Annotated in this window: 18 protein-coding genes; 3 read left to right on the top strand and 15 right to left on the bottom strand. The window is 68.8% G+C overall.

All coding sequences use genetic code 11. The features are described from left to right. Window positions 1–11: 11 nt before the first annotated feature. Genes C0012_RS12855 through C0012_RS12870 form a run of 4 tightly spaced genes read right to left on the bottom strand, consistent with a single transcriptional unit; the run spans window position 12 to window position 3,974 of the window. Window positions 12–797: an enoyl-CoA hydratase/isomerase family protein gene (locus tag C0012_RS12855; protein ID WP_162622944.1), complete on the bottom strand. Its 786-nt coding sequence runs from the start codon at window positions 795–797 to the stop codon at window positions 12–14. Then, the gene (locus C0012_RS12860; RefSeq protein WP_111467010.1) at window positions 794–1,657 is read right to left on the bottom strand and encodes a 3-hydroxyacyl-CoA dehydrogenase family protein; all 864 of its coding nucleotides are present in this window, start codon (window positions 1,655–1,657) and stop codon (window positions 794–796) included. Before C0012_RS12860 ends, C0012_RS12855 begins: the two co-directional genes overlap by 4 nt. After that, window positions 1,657–2,844 (bottom strand): thiolase family protein, encoded by a 1,188-nt coding sequence (locus C0012_RS12865; RefSeq protein WP_198411144.1) that lies wholly within the window; start codon window positions 2,842–2,844, stop codon window positions 1,657–1,659. Before C0012_RS12865 ends, C0012_RS12860 begins: the two co-directional genes overlap by 1 nt. Next, complete coding sequence (locus C0012_RS12870; RefSeq protein ID WP_408631142.1) at window positions 2,844–3,974, bottom strand: alcohol dehydrogenase catalytic domain-containing protein; 1,131 nt, start codon at window positions 3,972–3,974, stop codon at window positions 2,844–2,846. The genes C0012_RS12865 and C0012_RS12870 overlap by 1 nt, the downstream gene beginning before the upstream one ends. A 106-nt stretch (window positions 3,975–4,080) precedes the next feature. On the opposite strand from C0012_RS12870, the gene C0012_RS12875 reads away from it, so the two are divergent. Next, the gene (locus C0012_RS12875; RefSeq protein WP_162622945.1) at window positions 4,081–5,892 is read left to right on the top strand and encodes a helix-turn-helix domain-containing protein; all 1,812 of its coding nucleotides are present in this window, start codon (window positions 4,081–4,083) and stop codon (window positions 5,890–5,892) included. Between the two features lie 204 nt (window positions 5,893–6,096). Here the strand turns inward: C0012_RS12875 and guaA are convergent, their stop codons facing one another. The 11 genes from guaA to C0012_RS12930 form a co-directional block, all read right to left on the bottom strand. After that, window positions 6,097–7,674: a glutamine-hydrolyzing GMP synthase gene (guaA, locus tag C0012_RS12880; RefSeq protein ID WP_111467012.1), complete on the bottom strand. Its 1,578-nt coding sequence runs from the start codon at window positions 7,672–7,674 to the stop codon at window positions 6,097–6,099. Continuing rightward, window positions 7,671–8,222 (bottom strand): DUF3817 domain-containing protein, encoded by a 552-nt coding sequence (locus C0012_RS12885; protein ID WP_111467206.1) that lies wholly within the window; start codon window positions 8,220–8,222, stop codon window positions 7,671–7,673. The genes guaA and C0012_RS12885 overlap by 4 nt, the downstream gene beginning before the upstream one ends. A 38-nt stretch (window positions 8,223–8,260) precedes the next feature. Beyond that, window positions 8,261–9,103, bottom strand: a complete 843-nt coding sequence (locus tag C0012_RS12890; RefSeq protein ID WP_111467013.1) for an SURF1 family protein — start codon at window positions 9,101–9,103, stop codon at window positions 8,261–8,263. Next, window positions 9,100–10,212, bottom strand: coding sequence for a GuaB3 family IMP dehydrogenase-related protein (locus C0012_RS12895; protein ID WP_111467014.1), 1,113 nt, complete (start codon window positions 10,210–10,212; stop codon window positions 9,100–9,102). The genes C0012_RS12890 and C0012_RS12895 overlap by 4 nt, the downstream gene beginning before the upstream one ends. A gap of 19 nt (window positions 10,213–10,231) precedes the next feature. Then, on the bottom strand, window positions 10,232–11,734 hold the full coding sequence (gene guaB / locus C0012_RS12900) for an IMP dehydrogenase (RefSeq protein WP_111467015.1): 1,503 nt from the start codon (window positions 11,732–11,734) through the stop codon (window positions 10,232–10,234). Between the two features lie 119 nt (window positions 11,735–11,853). Further along, the gene (locus C0012_RS12905; RefSeq protein WP_111467016.1) at window positions 11,854–12,702 is read right to left on the bottom strand and encodes a metal ABC transporter permease; all 849 of its coding nucleotides are present in this window, start codon (window positions 12,700–12,702) and stop codon (window positions 11,854–11,856) included. Continuing rightward, complete coding sequence (locus C0012_RS12910; RefSeq protein WP_111467017.1) at window positions 12,699–13,424, bottom strand: metal ABC transporter ATP-binding protein; 726 nt, start codon at window positions 13,422–13,424, stop codon at window positions 12,699–12,701. The genes C0012_RS12905 and C0012_RS12910 overlap by 4 nt, the downstream gene beginning before the upstream one ends. After that, entirely contained in the window at window positions 13,421–14,335 is a 915-nt protein-coding gene (locus tag C0012_RS12915; protein WP_111467018.1) for a metal ABC transporter substrate-binding protein, read from the bottom strand. The genes C0012_RS12910 and C0012_RS12915 overlap by 4 nt, the downstream gene beginning before the upstream one ends. Before the next feature lie 55 nt (window positions 14,336–14,390). Beyond that, the gene (locus C0012_RS12920) at window positions 14,391–15,887 is read right to left on the bottom strand and encodes a tripartite tricarboxylate transporter permease (protein WP_111467019.1); all 1,497 of its coding nucleotides are present in this window, start codon (window positions 15,885–15,887) and stop codon (window positions 14,391–14,393) included. Window position 15,888: 1 nt separating this feature from the next. Beyond that, window positions 15,889–16,482 (bottom strand): tripartite tricarboxylate transporter TctB family protein, encoded by a 594-nt coding sequence (locus C0012_RS12925; RefSeq protein WP_232527945.1) that lies wholly within the window; start codon window positions 16,480–16,482, stop codon window positions 15,889–15,891. Between the two features lie 5 nt (window positions 16,483–16,487). Continuing rightward, complete coding sequence (locus tag C0012_RS12930) at window positions 16,488–17,513, bottom strand: Bug family tripartite tricarboxylate transporter substrate binding protein (protein WP_111467021.1); 1,026 nt, start codon at window positions 17,511–17,513, stop codon at window positions 16,488–16,490. A gap of 114 nt (window positions 17,514–17,627) precedes the next feature. On the opposite strand from C0012_RS12930, the gene C0012_RS12935 reads away from it, so the two are divergent. Both C0012_RS12935 and C0012_RS12940 read left to right on the top strand, forming a co-directional pair. Beyond that, window positions 17,628–18,911: an ATP-binding protein gene (locus C0012_RS12935; protein ID WP_111467022.1), complete on the top strand. Its 1,284-nt coding sequence runs from the start codon at window positions 17,628–17,630 to the stop codon at window positions 18,909–18,911. Further along, on the top strand, window positions 18,908–19,645 hold the full coding sequence (locus C0012_RS12940; protein WP_111467023.1) for a response regulator: 738 nt from the start codon (window positions 18,908–18,910) through the stop codon (window positions 19,643–19,645). Before C0012_RS12935 ends, C0012_RS12940 begins: the two co-directional genes overlap by 4 nt. The last annotated feature ends 4 nt before the right edge of the window (window positions 19,646–19,649 follow it).

Here is a 19,649-nt window from a genome sequence, read left to right on the forward strand (position 1 = left end):
TGGTTGCTTCCTTACTGGTGGTGACGCACTTCACCGTCGAAGTGCGGCTGGCGACGCTCGAGGAAGGCGTCCATGCCTTCATCGCGGTCGGCAGTCTCGAAAAGCACGGCCTGAGCGAGCAGCTCTATCTGCAGCCCTGCGGACATGCTCGTATCGTGGGCAGCCGCAATGGCCGCCTTCGCGAGGCGAAGCGCGCGCGGACCCTTGCCGCGCATCGCCTGTGCGAGCTCGATCGCCGCGGCCTCGAGATCCTCCGGTTCGTGGATCGACGACACGATGCCGAGCTCGTAGGCGCGATCGGCGCGCATGTGAGCGCCGGTCAAGATGAGGTGTGAGGCGACGGATGGCCCCGCGATGCGCGTCAGCATCTGCGTCCCCCCGGCACCCGGGATGATGCCGAGTCCGGTCTCGGGCAGCGCGAACGTCGCACGCGGCACGGCGATCCGGACATCGCATGCGAGCGCGAGCTCGAAGCCCCCGCCGAACGCAAGGCCGTTGACGGCCGCGAGGGTCGGCAACGTCGACTCGCGCACGGTCGAGATGGCGTGCTGCATGCCGCGGTGGGTCATCTCGATGCCGCTCTTCGAACGCAGCTCCGGGATGTCGGCGCCCGCCGCGAACGCCCGATCACCCTCGCCCGTGACGATCACGACGTCGACGCTCGCTGACGCCTCCCAGGCGCGGATCTGAGCGGCGAGCGTCTCGGTCACCTCGCTTGTGAGAGCGTTCAGCGCTTTCGGACGCGCGAGCGTGATCGTGCCGATGCCATCGGAGACATCCGTGCGCAGGCCCGTCACGAGGCACCGTATTCATAGAAGCCGCGCCCCGTCTTGCGTCCGAGCCGGCCTGCGCGCTCAAGATCAAGCAGCGTCGTGGCGGGACCGCGCGACGGATCGCCGGTCTCCTGGGCCTCGAGCTTCTTGATGCCCACGTTGACATCGATGCCGGTCAGGTCGAGGAGGGCGAACGGGCCGACCGGGTGGCCGAGTCCGTTCGTCACGGCGAGGTCGATGTCCTCGACCGTCGCGACGCCCGCCTCGAGGAGTTCGATGGCCTCGTCGAAGATCGCCGCGACGATCCGATTCGCGATGAATCCGAAGATCTCCCTGCGCACGACGACCGGAGTCTTGCCCATCCGTTCCGCGAGCTCGACCGCAGCCTCGACGGTGTCGGGCGAGGTGTGCTCACCGCCGACGACCTCGACGAGCTTCATCACGAGCGCAGGATTGAAGAAGTGCATGTTGCACACGCGCCCCGGATTCGTGATGTCCGCGAGCTTGCTCGAGACGATGCTGGAGCTGTTCGTCGCGAGGATCGCGTCGGCCGGTGCGACGCGCCCCAGCCTCTGGAACAGATCGCGTTTCGCGCCGAGATCTTCGACGATCGCCTCGATGACGATGTCCGCCCCGCTGGCCGCGTCGTCGAGGTCGAGGGATGTGGCGAGACGCGCGAACGCGGCTTCGACGTCATCCGCATCGAGGGTTCCTCGGGCGACGCCGCGCGCACAGCGCTTCTCGAGTTGATCCATGGCGCTGTCGAGCCGTTCCTGGTCGACGTCGACCATCGTCGTGTCGCAGCCGGCGAGCGCCGCGAGCATCGCGATCTGGCTGCCCATCGCTCCAGCTCCGCACACGACCGCGGTTCCGATCGGTGTCATCAGTTCTCCTTCTGGTTCCAGCCGGCGGGGCCCGCCGGCGATGCGTCCCGCTCGATCGCGAGCGCAATGCCCTGCCCGCCCCCGATGCAGGCGGAGACGATGGCGCGCCCGCCGCCCGCGCGCGCGAGCTGGTCGACCGCTTTCATCACGAGGGCGGTACCGGTCGCGGCGATGGGATGCCCGTGCGCGATGGCTCCGCCCCAGGCGTTCACCCGGGAGATGTCGAGGTCGAGCTCCTGTGCGCAGGCGAGCACCTGCACGGCGAACGCCTCGTTGATCTCGATCACATCGACGTCGTCGAATGACCAGCCGGTGCGCGCGAGAAGCCGGCGAATCGCCGGAACAGGACCCACGCCCATCACTTTCGGGTCGACACCCGTGACGACTCCGTCGACGACCCAGGCGATGGCCCGAGCCCGCCTGCGGATCGCCTCTTCCTCACCGACCACGACGACCGCGGCCGCGCCGTCGTTGATTCCCGAGGAGTTGCCCGCTGTGACGCTGCCGTTCACGTGAAAGGCGGGCCGCAGCGCCGCGAGGGCCTCTCGCGTCGTCGTCGGCCGCGGGTGCTCATCGGCGCGGACGACCCCGTTCTTCGTCGGGACGGCCGCAATGCCGTCGATCCATCCCTTCGCCCGTGCGTTCTCGTAACGCTGCTGGCTCGTCGCCGCGAAGGCGTCTTGATCCTCACGTCCGATCGCGAACCGTTCGGCGAGATTCTCGGCCGTGGTGCCCATCGCCGGGTCTCCGGCGGCGTCGCTCGCGAGACGGCGGCGCAGGAAGCTCGGGGGAACAGGCGGAGACGGGCGAAGAGAGCGCTCCAGCTGAAAGGGCTCGCGCGTCATCGACTCAGCACCGCCCGCGACGACCGTGTCGGCAGCCCCTGCCGACACCGCCTGCGCCGCAAGCCAGACGGCGTCGATTCCGGAACCGCACTGCCGGTCGATGGTGCGCGCCGGCACCGTCACGGGCAGTCCCGCCTGCAGCCATGCGACGCGCGCCGGATTGCCATCGGGCGCGAGCGTCACCCCCATGACGACGTCGTCGACCTCCTGCGGATCGACCGTCGCGCGTTCGAGCGCCTCGGCGAGCGCGACCGCGCCCAGGTCACGAGCCTCGAACTCCGCGAGGCTTCCCCCACGACGGCCGATGGGCGTGCGGGCGCCAGAGATGATCGCAGCGCGCATCAGCGCCTCCCTTCGAATCGGATCAGTTGTCGGAGCGCGTCGCCGGAGGCGAGCGCATCCATTCCTTCGTTGATGTCTTCGAGGTCGATCACGCCGCTCACGAGCTCGTCGACGGGCAGCCGGCCCGCCCGCCACAGCTCGACGAAGATCGGGATGTCCCGCGAAGGGATCGCCGAACCGAGATAGCTGCCGACGATCGTGCGGGCCTGGGCGACGAGATCGAGCGGCGTGACGCGCGCTTCGGCCTCGGGGGCGGGCAGGCCGACGGTCACCGTGGTGCCGCCCGGCGCGGTCAATCGGATCGCCATCTCGAATGCCCTCGGATTTCCCGCGGCCTCGACCACGGCCGCTCCCCGTACACCGGCCTCGACCGCCTCTTCCGGGCTGTACGCCTCCGCGGCGCCACCGCGCAGTGCGACCGCGCGCTTGTGCGGCAATCCGTCGACCCCGATGACGCGGTGACCCAGCGCATGCGCGACGAGCACGGCCGCCATCCCGACCCCGCCGAGGCCGACCACGACGACGGTCGATCCCGGGGCAGGCGATGCCGCGTTGAGAACCGCGCCGCCCCCCGTGAGCACCGCGCATCCGAGCAGAGCGGCGACATCGGGCGGAACGTCCGCGTCGACTCGGACGACGGATCGAGCGTCGACGACCGCGTGCGTCGCGAATCCCGAGACGCCCAGATGATGGTGCACATCGGATCCACCACGGCTGAGTCGGCGACCGCCGGCGAGAAGCTCTCCGGCCTGATTCGCTTGGGATCCTCGCTCGCAGGGCAGGCGCCCGGCCGTCTCGCACGCAGCGCACGTGCCGCAGCGCGGCAGGAACGTCATCACGACGCGGTCGCCGACCTCGAAGCCCTCTGTCGCCGGGCCGAGGTCTTCGACGATGCCGGCCGCCTCGTGCCCCAGGAGCAGCGGCGTCGGACGCCGCCGGCTGCCGTCGACCACGGACAGATCGGAGTGACAGATGCACGCCGCCTCCATTCGGACGAGCATCTCACCGGCCTGCGGGGCGGCAAGCGTGAGCTCATCGACAGAGATGGGGCGCGATGCGCCGAACGGGCGCGCAGCATCGCCGCGTTCCAGCACGGCGCCACGGATGGCCAGTGGATAGGTGATCGGCATCGACTCTGTCGCTCCTCATCGAGTTCGGGACTCCGCCAGTCAACCGTCCTTTCGTGACGCATCACATGTTGTGCAGAACATGAAGCAGGAGGAAGGATGGTCCTCGATGACAGACGTGGCCCGATCCTTCACCAGTGCGCTCGAGCGGGTGCTCGCCACCCCTGACGAGCCTCCGGAAACGAGCCGCTCCCTCCCCCACCGCGAGGCGATGCTCGTCTCCCAGTTGCAGGCCACGCTCGCCAAAGGGCGCCGGCAAGAGCAGACATCGCGTCTGCTCTTCGACACCGCATCGGCGATCACCGAGGCCCATGACATCGACGAGATCCTCCAACGCGTGTGCGCGCGCACGCGGTCGCTCCTCGTCACCGACATGGCTTACGTGAGCCTCAACGACGCGTCGACGGGCGAGACCTACATCCGGACGACCGACGGCATCGTGACCGACACGTATCGACAGATCCGGATGCCGTTCGGATCGGGGATCCTGGGGCAGGCAGCCGCCGGCGGCTCGACGTACGCGATGTCGAGCGACTACTCTCACGACGATTCGTTCCCGCATCTGCCGCATATCGACGCCGCTGTCGCAGAGGAGGGCGTGGTCTCGATCCTCGGCACGATGCTGAGGACGTCGGAGGGTGTGATCGGCGCCCTCATGATCGCCGATCGCTCGACACGTGTGTACTCCTCCGACGTGATCGCGCTGCTGCAGCAGATCGCCGCCCTCGCGTCGGTGGCGCTCCAGCGCGCCACGTACGTCGACTCACTCACGGATGCCCTCGCCGAGCGCGACCGCGCACGCGAGGAGGCCGACTCGCGGCTGCTGGCGCTCGAGCGGCTGCAGCGGTTCGACCACGACCTTCTCGAACTTCTGCGCAATGACCGCCCCCTGACGTCCCTCATCGATGCCCTGTCGTCGCACCTCGGCGCGGAGGTCGCACTGCTGCGCGCCGCCGAACTCGAGGGGGTGCACCGCGCGGCGCGGCGCACCCCCTGGGTGCACGATTGCGACGGCCGGGCCACGACCCTCATGCACGCGGTCGCCGGGCGTCGTGTGCTCGGCGCCATCGAGGTGCGCCGGGCCCTCGGGGAAGATGACGCGCGTCTTCTCGAACGCGGTGCGGGCGTGCTGAGCGCCATGCTGCTGCACGATGAGCGGCGACACGAGGCCGACCGGAAGCTGCAGGATCAGCTCGTCTCCGGAATCGAGACGGCCGACCAGACCGCGTGGCCCACGCTCTCTCGCCGTCTCGCTCCCTTCGGGCTCCTCGAGGGAAGTCGGGTCCACGTGCTCTCGGCGCGCGGCCCGGGCAACGCCGACGTGTTCGCGGCGCTTCGCCCGCTCGTCGAATCACGCGGCGGCGTCATCGGAGAAGTGGGCGGCACAGTGCGCATTGTCAGCGGTGATGTGGGTCCGGATGACGCAGCGCGCATTCTCAATCCGGGCACGATCCACGCCGCGATTTCGGGGGTCTCGACGACGTTCGCCCGCCAAGACCTCGCCCGCGCTGTGGCGACGACGGAACGCGCCGTGCGTGCCATGCGCGCGCTCGGAGAGATCGGATTCGCCGACCCGACGCGTGAGCTCGGCCTCGCCGGTCTCGCGCTCTCGCATCTGCCGGACGCCACCGCATCGCGACTCGCGGAGTCTGCCCTCGGACCTCTCCTCGCGTACGACCGAAAGCGCGGCTCCGACCTCGTCACGACCGCGCGCACGCTGCTCGACAACGACGCCGACGCGGTCCGAGCGGCGGAGGTGCTGTACCTCCACCCCAACACGGTGCGCCAGCGCATGCGCCGCATCGACGACCTCCTGGGTCCGTCGTGGCGGCACGGAGCGCGTCGCAGCGAGCTGCACATCGCCCTGCGGATCTGGCACGGTTCGATACCGCCCGATCGCCCGGATCCCTCACCCGAATGACACAACCGCTCGTACCCCACGTTCGGATGCGCAGCGACACCGGCAGTTCTCCTCCCGAACGCACCCAGGGGTGCCCCGCGGTCGTTCCCCGGCACCATATGAGCCACACGACACCCCCGGAACGCGGGGTACCACGGGAGGGAACCCCGATGACGACGATGCCCCACGCGCGCGGCGTGGGGCATCGTCGTCATCGGGGTGGAATCACTCCCACTCGATGGTCGCCGGGGGCTTGCTCGTGACGTCGAGGGTGACGCGGTTGACCTCGGCGACCTCGTTGGTGATGCGGTTCGAGATCCGTGCGAGCACGTCGTACGGCAGACGCGTCCAATCGGCCGTCATCGCGTCCTCGCTCGAGACGGGGCGCAGCACCACCGGGTGGCCGTAGGTGCGGCCGTCGCCCTGCACGCCCACGCTGCGCACATCGGCGAGCAGCACGACGGGGCACTGCCAGATCTCGCCGTCCAGGCCCGCAGCCGTGAGCTCCGCGCGTGCGATCGCGTCGGCCGCGCGCAGGGTCTCGAGACGGTCGTGCGTGACCTCGCCGATGATGCGGATTCCGAGGCCCGGCCCCGGGAACGGCTGACGGCCGACGATCGCCTCGGGCAGGCCGAGCTCGCGCCCGATCTGGCGCACCTCATCCTTGAACAGCGTGCGCAGCGGCTCGATGAGATCGAAGTCGAGATCGTCGGGCAATCCGCCCACGTTGTGGTGGCTCTTGATGTTCGCTGTGCCGGATCCGCCGCCCGATTCGACGACGTCGGGGTACAGCGTGCCCTGCACGAGGAACTTGATCGGCTCGCCCTCGGCCTTCGCCTCGTCGACGAGCTCGCGCTGCACCTTCTCGAACGCGCGGATGAACTCGCGGCCGATGATCTTGCGCTTCTCCTCGGGATCCGTGACACCCGCGAGATGGCCGAGGAACGTCTCTTCGGCATCGACCGTGACGAGGCGCACTCCCGTCGAGGCGACGTAGTCCTGCTCGACCTGCTCGCGCTCGCCCTGACGGAGCAGTCCGTGATCGACGAAGACAGCCGTGAGCTGATCGCCGACGGCGCGGTGCACGAGGGCCGTCGAGACGGCCGAGTCGACGCCGCCCGACAGCGCGGAGATCACGCGCGCGGATCCCACCTGCTCACGGATGCGGGCGACCTGCTCGTCGATGACGGATCCGCTGTTCCAGTCAGCGGGAAGACCGGCCGCGCGGTGGAGGAAGTTCTCGATGACCTGCTGACCGTGGTCGGAGTGCTTCACCTCGGGGTGCCACTGCACGCCGTAGAAGCAAGCCTCGGCGTTCCCGAACGCCGCAACGGGCGTCGCCTCGGTCGATGCGAGCACGTCGTAGCCGGCGGGGGCCTTCGCGACCGAGTCGCCGTGGCTCATCCACACGTTCTGCGACGTCGGGGTGCCCTCGAGCAGAACGCCGCCGTCGCCCGCGAGGCTCGCGTCGGTCGCGCCGTACTCGCGCTGGCCGGTCTGCGCGACCTCGCCGCCGAGCGCCTGCGCCATCACCTGGAAGCCGTAGCAGATGCCGAGCGTCGGGATGCCGAGATCGAACACGCTCGTGTCGAACTGCGGCGCACCCGGCGCGTAGACCGAGCTCGGGCCGCCCGAAAGGATGATCGCGACGGGGTTCTTCGCCGTCACCTCGGCCGCCGAGATCGTGTGCGGCACGAGCTCACTGAACACGCCGGCCTCGCGCACGCGGCGCGCGATCAGCTGGGCGTACTGGGCGCCGAAGTCGACGACCAGAACGGGTCGCTGTGCGGTGTCGGTGCTCACGAGGCGGCCTCCTGTGCGGGGTCGGGGGTCAGGTTCTCACGCGCCGCGCGTTTGGCGGCGGCGCGCTTCTCGCGCTCGGCGAGGTAGGTCTTGACGTCGCGGGCCACGATGCCCTCCATGATGAACGACAGGAACGGCACGACGCCGCCGCCCGCGAGAAGAAGGAAGCGGCCGAAGCGCCACCGCATGAGGCTCCACAGCCAGAACACGCCCGCGAGATACACGACGTAGAACCAGCCGTGCGCGATGAGGATGCCGAGCGAGAGATTGACTCCGCCGCTGCCCTCGCCCGTCGACACGATCTCGCAGCCCCCCGCGCCCATCGCGAACTGGGAGTACCAGACGCAGTCCCCCGCGGGGATGACGGGGGCGAACCAGAGGAAGCCGCCGGATCCGCCCAGAAAGAGCTCGACGTGCAGCGGCGAGTACTTCAGGACCATCTCGGCGACGAGCAGGAGCAGGCCGACGCCCGTGATCACGCTCGCGATCTGGTAGAAGCGAAGCGCCGTGCGAATCCTCGGGAAGGTCGCGATCCGGGGCTGAGGCATGCCCACCAGTCTACGGGGCGGAAACTGTGGGATTCCGCCTACTCCTCGTCGAGGTCGTCGGGATCGATGCCCGCGATCTCCTCGAGCTCCCGTTCCCACGCATCCTTCGCGAGGCGGTACCAGAGGTAGAAGGAGAAGGCCGCGAAGATCGCCCACTCGGCCGCATAGAACAGGTTGAGCCAGTTGACGGATCCGTCGTCCGACGGCGCGGGCGAGGAGATCGTCTCGAGCCCGGCTTCGGCGATGCCGCCCGTTGCGTCGGCCGCCGCGAGGAACGGGCGGTAGACCGGCCCGTCGACCTCCGACCACTGGCCAAGCAGAGCGGCCGGCGACATGCGCGTCATCTCGTACGGATCATCGCCCGTGGCGGGCGTCGGCCCTTCATCCGCGACGAGGCGGCCCGTGAGTTCGACCGGCTCAGACCCGGCTTCCGCGGCGAACTCCGCCGCCGCTGCCTCCGCCGCCGCGCGATCCGGCGCCCATCCGATCGCTGTCGCGAGCGACGCGCCCTCCTCGGTCACGAGGCGTCCCGTGACCCAGAAGCCCGCCGCGCCGTCGTTGAAGCGCTCGGACACGACGAGGAAGTCGGTCGCAGACCAGGCGCCCGTCAGCTCCACGCGCTGCCCGACCAGCGGCCCCGGCAGATAGTCGCCTGTCGCGACCACCTCGTCGATCGGAAGCACATTCTCGGTCGCGCCCTCCGGAAGCGGATTCGTCGCGATCGCACGCGAGAGCTGCCACTGCAGCAGCCCCGCGAAGATGCCCGCGACGACGAGGCACAGCACCAGCATGCCGATCCAGCGCGGTCGCAGCATGACCTCGCGGAGCGTCGGCGGGAACTCCTGCAGGCTGAGTTCGTCGTGCGCGGAGACGTCGGTCATTCGTAGGGCGTGACGACCACGTCGACGCGCTGGAACTCCTTGAGATCGGAGTATCCGGTCGTCGCCATCGACTTGCGCAGGGCGCCGATGAGGTTCGAGGTGCCGTCGGCGATCTGCGCCGGGCCGTACAGCACCTCCTCCATCGAGGCGATCTGCTCGACATGCACGCGGCGCCCGCGCGGCAGCGTCGGGTGGTGGGCCTCCTGGCCCCAGTGGAAGCCGCGACCCGGCGCGTCGGTCGCGCGAGCGAGCGAGACGCCCAGCATGACGGCGTCGGCCCCCATCGCGATCGCCTTGACGAGATCGCCCGAGGTCCCCACGCCGCCGTCGGCGATGACGTGCACGTACCGGCCTCCCGACTCGTCCATGTAATCGCGGCGCGCACCCGCGACGTCCGCAACCGCGGTCGCCATCGGCGTGTGCACGCCGAGAGTGGTGCGGGTCGTCGAGGCGGCGCCGCCGCCGAAGCCGACGAGCACGCCCGCCGCGCCCGTGCGCATGAGGTGCAGCGCCGCACGGTAGGTGCCCGCTCCGCCGACGATGACGGGCACGTCGAGGTCGTAGATGAACTGCTTGAGGTTCAGCGGCTCGTCGCCGCTCGAGACGTGCTCGGCCGAGACTGTCGTGCCGCGGATCACGAAGAGGTCGACGCCCGCGTTCACAACGGTCTCGTAGTGCTCCTGCGTGCGCTGCGGCGAGAGGGCGCCCGCCGCGACGACGCCCGCATCGCGGATCTCCGCGATGCGCTGCGTGATGAGCTCGGGCCGGATCGGCTCGGCGTACAGCGCCTGCATGCGCTGCGTCGCCGATTCGGTCGGCAGCGAGGCGATCTCGGCCAGCAGCGGTTCAGGATCCTCGTAACGGGTCCACAGACCCTCGAGGTCGAGCACGCCGAGCGCACCCATCCGCCCCAGGGCGATCGCCGACGCGGGGCTCACGACCGAGTCCATCGGCGCACCGAGGATCGGGGTGTCGAAGGTGAAGGCGTCGATCGTCCACGTCGTCGACACATCGGCGGGGTTGCGGGTACGCCGCGACGGCACCACCGCGATGTCGTCGAAGGTGTATGCGCGCCGGCCGCGCTTGCCGCGCCCGAGTTCGATCTCCATGCTCATCGATTCAGCGTCCTCAGCGTGTGTAGTTGGGCGCCTCGACGACCATCTGGACGTCGTGCGGGTGGGATTCCTTCAGGCCCGCCGGCGTGATGCGGACGAACTTCCCCTTGCTCTTGAGTTCGTCGATCGTGCGCGCGCCGACGTAGAACATCGACTGACGCAGGCCACCGGTCAGCTGGTAGGCGACAGCCTCGACAGGGCCTCGGAACGGCACCTGGCCCTCGATGCCCTCGGGAATGAGCTTGTCGTCGTTCGGCACATCGGCCTGGAAGTAGCGGTCCTTCGAGTAGGACGTCTTCTTGCCGCGCGTCTGCATCGCCCCGAGGGAGCCCATGCCGCGATACTGCTTGAACTGCTTTCCGTTCTGAAAGACGAGCTCGCCCGGCGACTCGGAGGTTCCTGCGAGCAGCGAACCGAGCATGACGGTGTCGGCACCGGCGACGAGCGCCTTCGCGATGTCGCCCGAGTACTGCAGACCGCCGTCCGCGATGAGGGGAACGCCAGCCGCGCGGCACGCGAGCGACGCCTCGTAGATGGCGGTCACCTGGGGAACGCCGACGCCGGCGACGACGCGGGTCGTGCAGATGGATCCGGGGCCGACGCCCACCTTCACGGCGTCAACGCCCGCGTCGATGAGCGCCTGGGCGCCTTCGCGCGTCGCAACGTTTCCGCCGACGATGTCGACATGGGCGAAAGATTCGTCGGCCTTGAGCCGCTTCACGATGTCGACGACGCCCTGCGACTGCCCGTTGGCCGTGTCGACGACGATGACGTCGACGCCCGCATCTCGCAGAGCCTCAGCTCGCTCCCACGCCTCGCCGAAGAACCCGATCGCGGCGCCGACGCGGAGCCGGCCCTGATCGTCCTTCGTCGCGTGTGGGTACTGCTCGCGCTTGTCGAAGTCCTTGATCGTGATGAGTCCGGCAAGCGTGCCGTCGTCGTCGACGAGCGGGAGCTTCTCGACGCGGTGCTTGCTGAACAGCGCGACGACCTCGTCGTGCGAGATCCCGGGGCGTCCGGTGACGAGGCCATCCTGCGTCATCACGTCCCGCACCGAGGTCGTCCGCTTCGCCTCCTCCGAGACGAATCGCATATCGCGATTCGTGACGATGCCGACGAGCTTCCCGGACTCATCGACGACGGGAAGGCCCGAGATGCGGTACTCGGCGCACGTCGCGTCCACCTCGGCGAGGGTGCTCTCCGGAGACGTCGTGATGGGGTCGGTCACCATGCCCGATTCGCTGCGCTTGACGCGGTTCACGGCCGTCGCCTGATCGGCGATCGACATATTGCGATGCAGGATCCCGATGCCGCCCTGTCGCGCGATCGCGATCGCCATGCGGCTCTCGGTGACGGTGTCCATGGCGGCCGAGAGCAGCGGCAGCTCCACGCGGATGCGCTTCGTCAGCTGCGACGCCGTCGCGGCCTCACTGGGGATGACATCGGTGTGCCCGGGCAGGAGCAGCACGTCGTCGTAGGTGAGTCCGATGAAGCCGAAGGGATCGTTGTCCGTCATGTGTGGGAACTCCTGCTGGGGCGCGAGCGGGGTTCCTATTCTATGGCCGCGCAGCTGTGCGCCGGCTCGCCAGCCAACGCAGTCGGCAGTCGCCCGGAACTGACCGATGCGGGCGGGTCTCAGACGCGCCGTCCGCGCCACCGCGAGACGAGGGCGCTCTTCGGTCCGAAAAGGGCAACGAGTGCGAACGCCACCCCCTGCACGAGCACGACGAGCGCACCCGACGCGGCGTCGAGCCAGTAGCTGAGGTAGATGCCGACGACCGAGCACGTTGCCGAGAAGATCGGTGCGATGAGGAGCATGCGCCCGAAGCGATCCGTCAGCTGATGCGCCGTGACGCCCGGGATGATGAGCATCGCGACCACGAGGATGACGCCCACGACCTGGAGCGCAACCACGGCCGTGAGGGCGAGCACGCCCAGCAACATTGCGCCGAGCAGGCGCGGCGACAACCCGATGGCGAAGGCGTGGCCGGGATCGAACGCGTACAGGGTCAGATCGCGTCGCTTCACGACGAGGACGCCGAACGCGACGGCCGAGAGCAGCGCGATCTGCATCACCTCTCCGTCTGACACCCCGAGGATGTTCCCGAAGATGATGTGGCTCAGGTCGGTCTGGCTCGGGGTGACCGAGACGAGCGCAAGCCCCAGGGCGAAGAGCACGGTGAAGACGATGCCGATCGCGGCGTCCTCCTTCACCCGCCCCGTATCGCGGACGACGCCGATGAGCACGACGGCGAGGACGCCGAACACGAGGGCGCCGAGGGCGAACGGCGCGCCGACGATGTACGCGAGCACGACACCCGGCAGCACGGCGTGCGAGACGGCATCGCCCATGAGCGACCAGCCGACGAGCACGAGCCAGCAGGACAGCAGCGCGCAGACAGTGGCGGCGACGACCGTCGTCACGATCGCCCGCACCATGAAGTCGTAGCCGAGCGGCTCCAGGATCAGGTCGAGAACCGTCATCCGAGATCGTCCAATCCGAAGGCCTTCGCGAGGTTCTCGGGCAGCAGCGCCTCCGCAACGGGTCCGTGGAACAGGGGCCGATGCAGCAGGAGAACCGCTTCGTCGGCGAGCCGCGGCAGCGCATGCAGATCGTGGGTGGAGACCACGACGGCGCACCCGTCGACCGCCAGTTCGCGCAGCAGGCGGACGATAGTCGCCTCGGATCGCTTGTCGACGCCGGCGAACGGCTCGTCAAGAAGGAGGATCCGTGCACCCTGAGCGATACCGCGGGCGACGAAGGCCCGTTTACGCTGTCCCCCCGAGAGCTGACCGATCTGCCGACCGGCGAGGGCCGAGAGGTCGACGCGATCGAGCGCCTCGGCGACGGCCGCGCGATCGTCCGCGCTCGGACGACGGGTAGGTCCCTGCCGCGCGTATCGCCCCATCATGACGACGTCTCTCACGGAGACGGGGAAACCGGAGTCGATGTCCTCACTCTGCGGCACGTATCCGATGACGCCGCGCCGCCGCGCCTCTGCGGGAGTCCCTCCGTCGACACGGACGCTTCCGGAGTCCGGACGGACGAGGCCGAGGATCGTCTTGAAGAGCGTCGACTTGCCGGATCCGTTCATCCCGATGAGCGCGGTCACTCGCCCCGGCTCGATCGCAATGCTCGTGTCCCGGAGCGCGACGACGTCGCGGTAGCGCACCGTGACGCCGTCGACCTCGATCGCGGTGCTCATCCGGCGAGCGCCTCCACGATGACCGACGCGTCGTAGCGGATCAGATCGAGATACGTCGGTACGTCCCCGTCCGGCGCCGAGAGCGAGTCGACGTAGAGGGTTCCGCCGAAGACGGCGTCGGTCGCCTCGACGATCTGCCGCATGGGCCGGTCCGAGACGGTCGACTCACAGAAGACAGCGGGGACCCCGGCTTCGTCGACGAACTCGATCGTCTCGGCGATCTGCTGCGGGGTCGCCTGCTGCTCCGCGTTGACCGGCCAGATGTACGCCTCCGTCAGCCCCGCGTCGCGCGCAAGATAGGAGAACGCGCCCTCGCAGGTGACGAGTGCGCGCTCTCCCTCGGGAACGGCCGCGAGAGACTCGACGAGTTCGTCCTGCACCTCCTGCAGCGATTCGCGGTACGCGGCGCCGTTCGCGGCGTATTCCTCGGCCCCGTCCGGATCGAGCTCGGAGAACGCCGTGACCATGTTGTCAACGTAGATCTGGACGTTGAGCGGGCTCATCCACGCATGCGGATTGGGGGTGCCCGCGTACGCGTCCGCCGCGATGTCGATCGGCTCGACGCCGTCCGACACGACGACGTGCGGCACATCGAGCGGATCGACGAACTGCGCGAACCACGCCTCGAGATTCAGCCCGTTGTCGACGATGAGATCGGCCTCCGTGGCTCGGCGGATGTCGCCGGGCGTCGGCTCGTACGCGTGGATCTCGGCGCCGACCTTCGTAATCGACTCGACGCGCAGGCGGTCGCCGGCGACCTGCTCGGCGATGTCAGCAAGAACCGTGAAGGTCGTGAGGACGACGGGACGGTCGTCGTCGGGTGGTGCGGCCTGAGCGGAGCAGCCGACAAGAGTCGACGAGACGACCGCGGCGACGGTCGCCGCCGCCCACGACAGGATCGTTTTCGGCATACCGAAAATATAATCTTTCGGCACACCGAAAACAATCCCGCCGCGCCGTGGATCGTCAGCGCCTCCGGGCGACGATCCTGCGCCGAGCCGTCAGAACCAGGGCGACGACGAGCACGCCGTACAGCACCAGTGAGATGGGGCTCTGCACGAGCACGCTGGCGTCGCCATCCGAACTCATCACGGCGTCACGCAGCCCGGTCTCCGCCACGGGCCCGAGCACCATCCCGATGATGAGCGGTGCGATGGGGAAATCGGCGGCGCGCATGAGGAACCCGACGATGCCGATGCCGAGGAGCATCAGCAGATCGAAGGTCGACCCCGACGTCGCGTAGATTCCGAGCGCACACAGCACCCCGATGCCCGCGTACAGATACGGCCGCGGAACGAGAAGCAGCTTCGCCCACACCATCGCGAACGGCAGATTGATGAGGAGGAGGACGATCATCGCGAGGAAGAAGCTCGCGAGAAGAGCCCAGACGAGATCGGGCGCGCGCTCAAACAGCAACGGCCCCGGCTGCAGTCCGTACTGCCGGAAGGCGGCAAGCATGATCGCCGCTGTCGCAGAGATGGGGAGCCCCAATGCGAGGAGCGCCCCCATCGCCATGCCCGTCGTCGCATTGCCCGCGGCTTCGGGCGCAGCGAGCCCCCGGATCGCGCCCCTTCCGAACTGCGGGTTGCGGCGACGCGCGTCGAGACGCTTCTCGAGCCCGTACGCAAGGAAGGTCGGGATCTCGGCGCCGCCTGCCGGGACGATGCCGAACGGCAGGCCGATTACCGTTCCGCGCCCCCAGGCCGGCGCGGCCTCCACGATGTCCTTCCATGCGAGCCAGGTGCGGCCCGACGGGCGGATCATAGCCGACCCCGAACGGTGTCGTTCGAGACAGCCGACATAGATCACCTCGCCGAGCGCGAGAACCGCGACCGTAACGGTCACGAGCGACACACCGTCGAACAGATCAGGGGATCCGGCCGTGAAGCGAGGCGCGCCCGAGACCCCATCGATCCCGATGACGGCGATACCGAGCCCGAGGAAGAGCGAGGAGAGACCACGAACCGGGCTGTCCGTGACGACCGACGATGTTGCGACGAACGCGAACACGGCGAGCGCGAAGAACTCGGCAGGACCGAAGTGCGTCGAGAGATCCGCGAGCAGAGGCGCCAGGAAGACCACGAGGATCGACGCGACGAGGCCTCCGATGAAGGCACCGATAGCCGCTGTCGCGAGAGCCTGCGCCCCGCGACCGTTCTTCGCCATGCGATGCCCCTCGAATGTCGAGGCGATCGCAGAGGCCTGCCCCGGCGTATTCATGAGGATGCCCATGGTCGAGTCACCGAAGAGACCACCGAAGTAGACGCCCGCGAACATGATGAACGCCGCCGTCGGCTCCAGAGAGAAGGTGACGGGAAGCAGGAGCGCGACGGCCATGGAGGATCCGAGGCCCGGCATGACGCCGACGGCCGTTCCGAGCAGGCACCCGAAGAGCACCCAGACGAGGTTCTGCCAGGTGAGCGCGCCGGCGAAGCCGTCCGCGAGAAGCTGCAGCGATTCCATGTCAGAAACCCCCTCCGAGGATGCCGGACGGCAGAGACAGTCCGAGCGCCATGTCGAACGCGATGTACGCGGCCGAGCTCACGCTGAACCCGACGATGAGCGAGAAGATCGGGCGAGCAGACCCGAATCCCCGCGCGATGCACCAGAACAGCAGACCGGCGCCGATCACCCACCCCAGGATCTGGAGCGAGAGCGTGAATCCCAGGACGGATCCGACGATCCATGAGAAGGACTTCCAGTCCATTCCGACGCGTCGGGTGACGAGCGTCGAAGTGCTCTCGGTCGCGGCGTCCTCGTCGTCCGATTCGGCGGTCGCGGGAACCGGCGCGCGCCAGGCGCGAACCGCGCCGACGACGAGCAGCGCCGCGAGAGCGAAGAGGCCGGCCGTGATGATCGCGGGGAAGAAGCGCGGTCCGGGGAACGCGGCGCCGGGAGGGATCTCCATCGTCGCGATGCCGATCGCGAGATACACCGCGAAGGCGACGATGAGCGCTGGCATGAGAAGCGCCACCGCAAGCGTGGCCATGCGCCCCGAACGTACGCCGAAGATGAGGCGCTCACCGACGACCGCCGAGACGGCGGTCGGATTGTGCATTCCGCTCACAGCCCCATCTCCTCGTACAGTCCGGCGATCCGCGTCGTCTCCTCATCGAGGAACACGTCGAGCTCATCCCCCGTGATCACCTGTTCGGTCCAGTGGTATCGCTCCGTGGCGTCCTGCCACTCGGCGGTGCCGACGGTGTCGACGACCAGCTGCGTGAGCTGCTCGACGTCGTCGGCCTGCAGAGCCGCGGGGGCGGCGAGCATGCGCCAGTTCGTCAGCGTGATGTCGTATCCCTGCTCTTTCGCCGTGGGGAGGTCGATGCCGTCCACACGGTCCGTCGCGACAAGCGCGAGTGCGCGAAGTCGCCCCGATTCGATCTGGTCGATGTTGTCGGGATAGCCGCCGGCCGCGGCCGCCGCCGTCCCGTTGAGCAGGGCCTGGATCGCCTCCCCGCCTCCGTCGGACGAGATGTAGGAGGTGTCGACCGGGTCGATCCCGGCGGTCACCGCGAGATCGGTGACGACCAGCTGGTCGAAGGATCCGCCTCCCGTCCACGGCACAGCCCCCGGGTCGTCCCTCCACGCGGTGACGAGATCATCGAGCGTCTCATAGGGAGAGTCGGCGGGGACAACGATCACGTTGTACTCCTCGACGACCACGGCGATCGGGGTGATGTCATCGAGGGTCGCCTCGGTTTCGAACTGGATGGTCGCGGCAAGCAGCCCCGTGCCACCGACGAGCAGGTTGTTCGGCTCGCCGTCGAGAGCCGACAGATTGCCGAGGGCGATCGTGCCGCCCGCGCCGGGCATGTTCACGACCTGCACGTTGTTCACCAGCCCGTTGGACTTCTGCGCCTGCTGCATCTCGCGGGCGACCGCGTCCCAGCCACCGCCGGCGGCCGCTGGAGCGATGATCGTCATGGAGGATCGGATGTCCGTCCCCGCGGAGGCCGCGCGGATCGAGCCGGCTCCGGCGGTGACGATCAGGGCTGCTGCGACCGCACCCCCGATCACGCGCGCGATCACGCGCCTGCTCGGCGGGCCGCCCGGCGGGGCATCAGGGGTCAGGGATGTCTCGGGCATGGGGATCTCCTTCCTGCGCGACACCGTTGTCAGCACAGTGATCGTCAGTCTCACGACGAGATGAGGCGACGACAACCGAAATCCGAATTGTGCTCTATATGCTCAATCTGATCGATGACCCCGTCAGAGGAGACGCGCGTGCACGCCTGGTCCCGGCCGGAGGCCCGACGGGTTGTCCTGCTGCTCATGCCGAGCCTCGTCGTGCTCCTCAGCGTCATCGCGACAACGAGCATCGCCGCCACGGTCCAGATCGGCAGCATCCGCGAATCGACGACGACGCTCGCTCGGGATGTCGCGACGAGCTTCGCTCAGCTCGACTCGGTGCGCGAGGCGCTTCGGCTCGCGAACGAGGATCCCGTCGTCGACGGATCCTCCATCCGCGAGGAGCCCGCCTTCGGCGAGCTGCAGTCGCTCGCGACGATCATCGAGCAGACATCCGGCGTCACGTACGTCGTCGTCGCAGACCTCGGCGCGATCCGCCTCACTCATCCGCGGCCGTCGGAGCGCGGACGACAGGTGCTCACCGACACGTCGCCGCTTCGCACGGGGGAAGAGTACATCGGCACGGACACGGGACCGGTCGGTCGCACGCTGCGGGTCAAGGTCCCCGTCTTCGACGACGAGGGCGACGTCGTCGGCATGGTGGCCGTCGGATTGCTCGAGACCCGCCTCGACGAGAGGGCCGCCGAGACGCTTCGCGATCTCCTTCCCTGGGCGCTCGGCGCACTCCTCCTCGGCACGATCGCGAGCGCCTTCGTCTCCGTCGCCCTGCTGCGGCGGTTCCGACACTCGGACGACGACGCCCGCGAGCTCGAGACGACGCGGCGGATCACCCTCGCTCTGCGGGAGCAGTCGCACGAGTTCGACACCAGGATCCACGTCATCCACGGCCTGCTCGCGCACGGAGATGCGCAGGATGCGCTCGACTACGTCGAAGAGCTCGGATCCGTCGGCGAGGGCGACGACGGAGGCTCGTGCCCGCCCCTTCTCCGCGCGACTCTCGACGCCGTGCGCGCCGAGCTCAGCGTGCACGGAACTGCGATCGATGTGGCGCACGACGCGACGAGCGACATCGACGGCGATGTGTCGCTCGTGCTCGCGAATCTGTGCCGCAATGCGGGCGAAGCGGGAGCGTCGCTCGTGCGCCTGCGATTGTCCCAGGACGGCGATCTGCTGCGCGCGACCGTCGAAGACGACGGTCCCGGTATCGCGCCTTCCGATGTCGAGCGGATCTTCACGCGAGGGTTCTCCACAAAGACAGACCGGAACGAGGCGGTGCGGGGCATCGGGCTGGACATCGTGCGCCGCACGGTCATCTCGCGCGGAGGAAGCCTCGAAGTCGGTCGCTCGGAGCTGGGCGGCGCCCGATTCCGCTTCGAGATGCAGGTGGCACTGTGACCGAGAGCCCTCTTCGCGTGCTCGTCGTCGACGACGATCGCGGTGCGCAGCTGCTGCATGGCCGCTATGTCGACGAATCCCCCGGCTTCGTGCTCGTCGCCCGCGTCGGCACGGGACGCGCGGCGATCGAGTACGCCGCGCATCACGACGTCGATCTCGTGCTTCTCGACATGCGACTCCCCGACATCAGCGGCATCGAGGTGCTGAACCGTCTGCGCACCCACGGACTCGCCCACATCGACGTGCTCGTCATCAGCTCCTCACAAGACCAGGTCACGGTGCGCCAGGCGCTCGCCGGACGTGTGGCGGGCTACCTCGTCAAGCCGTTCACGCAGGAACGGCTGCTCGGCCGCCTCGCCGCGTATCGCGCAGACCGAACGGATCGCATCGTCGAACGCGAACGCGAACGCCCCCTGGTTCAGGGGGAGATCGATCATCTCTTCGCCCCCGCGCGCACGGACGGCGAGGATCCCCGGAGGGCATCCGCTTCCCCGCACGAACTCCCCCGCGGCATCGCCGAGGTGACGCTGCGTCGCGTCCTGTCCGAACTCGACCCGCTCGTCCCCCGCACGGCGGTCGAGATCGCGGCACGGAGCGAGATCTCGCGCGCGACGGCCCGGCGGTACCTCGACCACCTCGTCGACGTCGGCCGCATCGATCTCGCCCACAGATACGGCCGCCGGGGTCGCCCGGAGGTGCTCTACCGCCTCGCGCCCGATGTCTCGGACGAGTGAGTCC

It is taken from the genome of Microbacterium suaedae, assembly GCF_003254645.1.
Taxonomy (GTDB): Bacteria; Actinomycetota; Actinomycetes; order Actinomycetales; family Microbacteriaceae; genus Microbacterium; species Microbacterium suaedae.

What these genes read in the sequence shown, in the direction of transcription:
- C0012_RS12860 (WP_111467010.1), bottom strand. Translation starts at nt 1,657, where the DNA reads ATGACACCGATCGGAACCGCGGTCGTGTGCGGAGCTGGAGCGATGGGC.
- C0012_RS12865 (WP_198411144.1), bottom strand. Translation starts at nt 2,844, where the DNA reads ATGCGCGCTGCGATCATCTCTGGCGCCCGCACGCCCATCGGCCGTCGT.
- C0012_RS12870 (WP_408631142.1), bottom strand. Translation starts at nt 3,974, where the DNA reads ATGCCGATCACCTATCCACTGGCCATCCGTGGCGCCGTGCTGGAACGC.
- C0012_RS12875 (WP_162622945.1), top strand. Translation starts at nt 4,081, where the DNA reads ATGACAGACGTGGCCCGATCCTTCACCAGTGCGCTCGAGCGGGTGCTC.
- C0012_RS12885 (WP_111467206.1), bottom strand. Translation starts at nt 8,222, where the DNA reads ATGCCTCAGCCCCGGATCGCGACCTTCCCGAGGATTCGCACGGCGCTT.
- C0012_RS12890 (WP_111467013.1), bottom strand. Translation starts at nt 9,103, where the DNA reads ATGACCGACGTCTCCGCGCACGACGAACTCAGCCTGCAGGAGTTCCCG.
- C0012_RS12895 (WP_111467014.1), bottom strand. Translation starts at nt 10,212, where the DNA reads ATGGAGATCGAACTCGGGCGCGGCAAGCGCGGCCGGCGCGCATACACC.
- guaB (WP_111467015.1), bottom strand. Translation starts at nt 11,734, where the DNA reads ATGACGGACAACGATCCCTTCGGCTTCATCGGACTCACCTACGACGAC.
- C0012_RS12905 (WP_111467016.1), bottom strand. Translation starts at nt 12,702, where the DNA reads ATGACGGTTCTCGACCTGATCCTGGAGCCGCTCGGCTACGACTTCATG.
- C0012_RS12910 (WP_111467017.1), bottom strand. Translation starts at nt 13,424, where the DNA reads ATGAGCACCGCGATCGAGGTCGACGGCGTCACGGTGCGCTACCGCGAC.
- C0012_RS12915 (WP_111467018.1), bottom strand. Translation starts at nt 14,335, where the DNA reads ATGCCGAAAACGATCCTGTCGTGGGCGGCGGCGACCGTCGCCGCGGTC.
- C0012_RS12920 (WP_111467019.1), bottom strand. Translation starts at nt 15,887, where the DNA reads ATGGAATCGCTGCAGCTTCTCGCGGACGGCTTCGCCGGCGCGCTCACC.
- C0012_RS12925 (WP_232527945.1), bottom strand. Translation starts at nt 16,482, where the DNA reads ATGCACAATCCGACCGCCGTCTCGGCGGTCGTCGGTGAGCGCCTCATC.
- C0012_RS12930 (WP_111467021.1), bottom strand. Translation starts at nt 17,513, where the DNA reads ATGCCCGAGACATCCCTGACCCCTGATGCCCCGCCGGGCGGCCCGCCG.
- C0012_RS12935 (WP_111467022.1), top strand. Translation starts at nt 17,628, where the DNA reads ATGACCCCGTCAGAGGAGACGCGCGTGCACGCCTGGTCCCGGCCGGAG.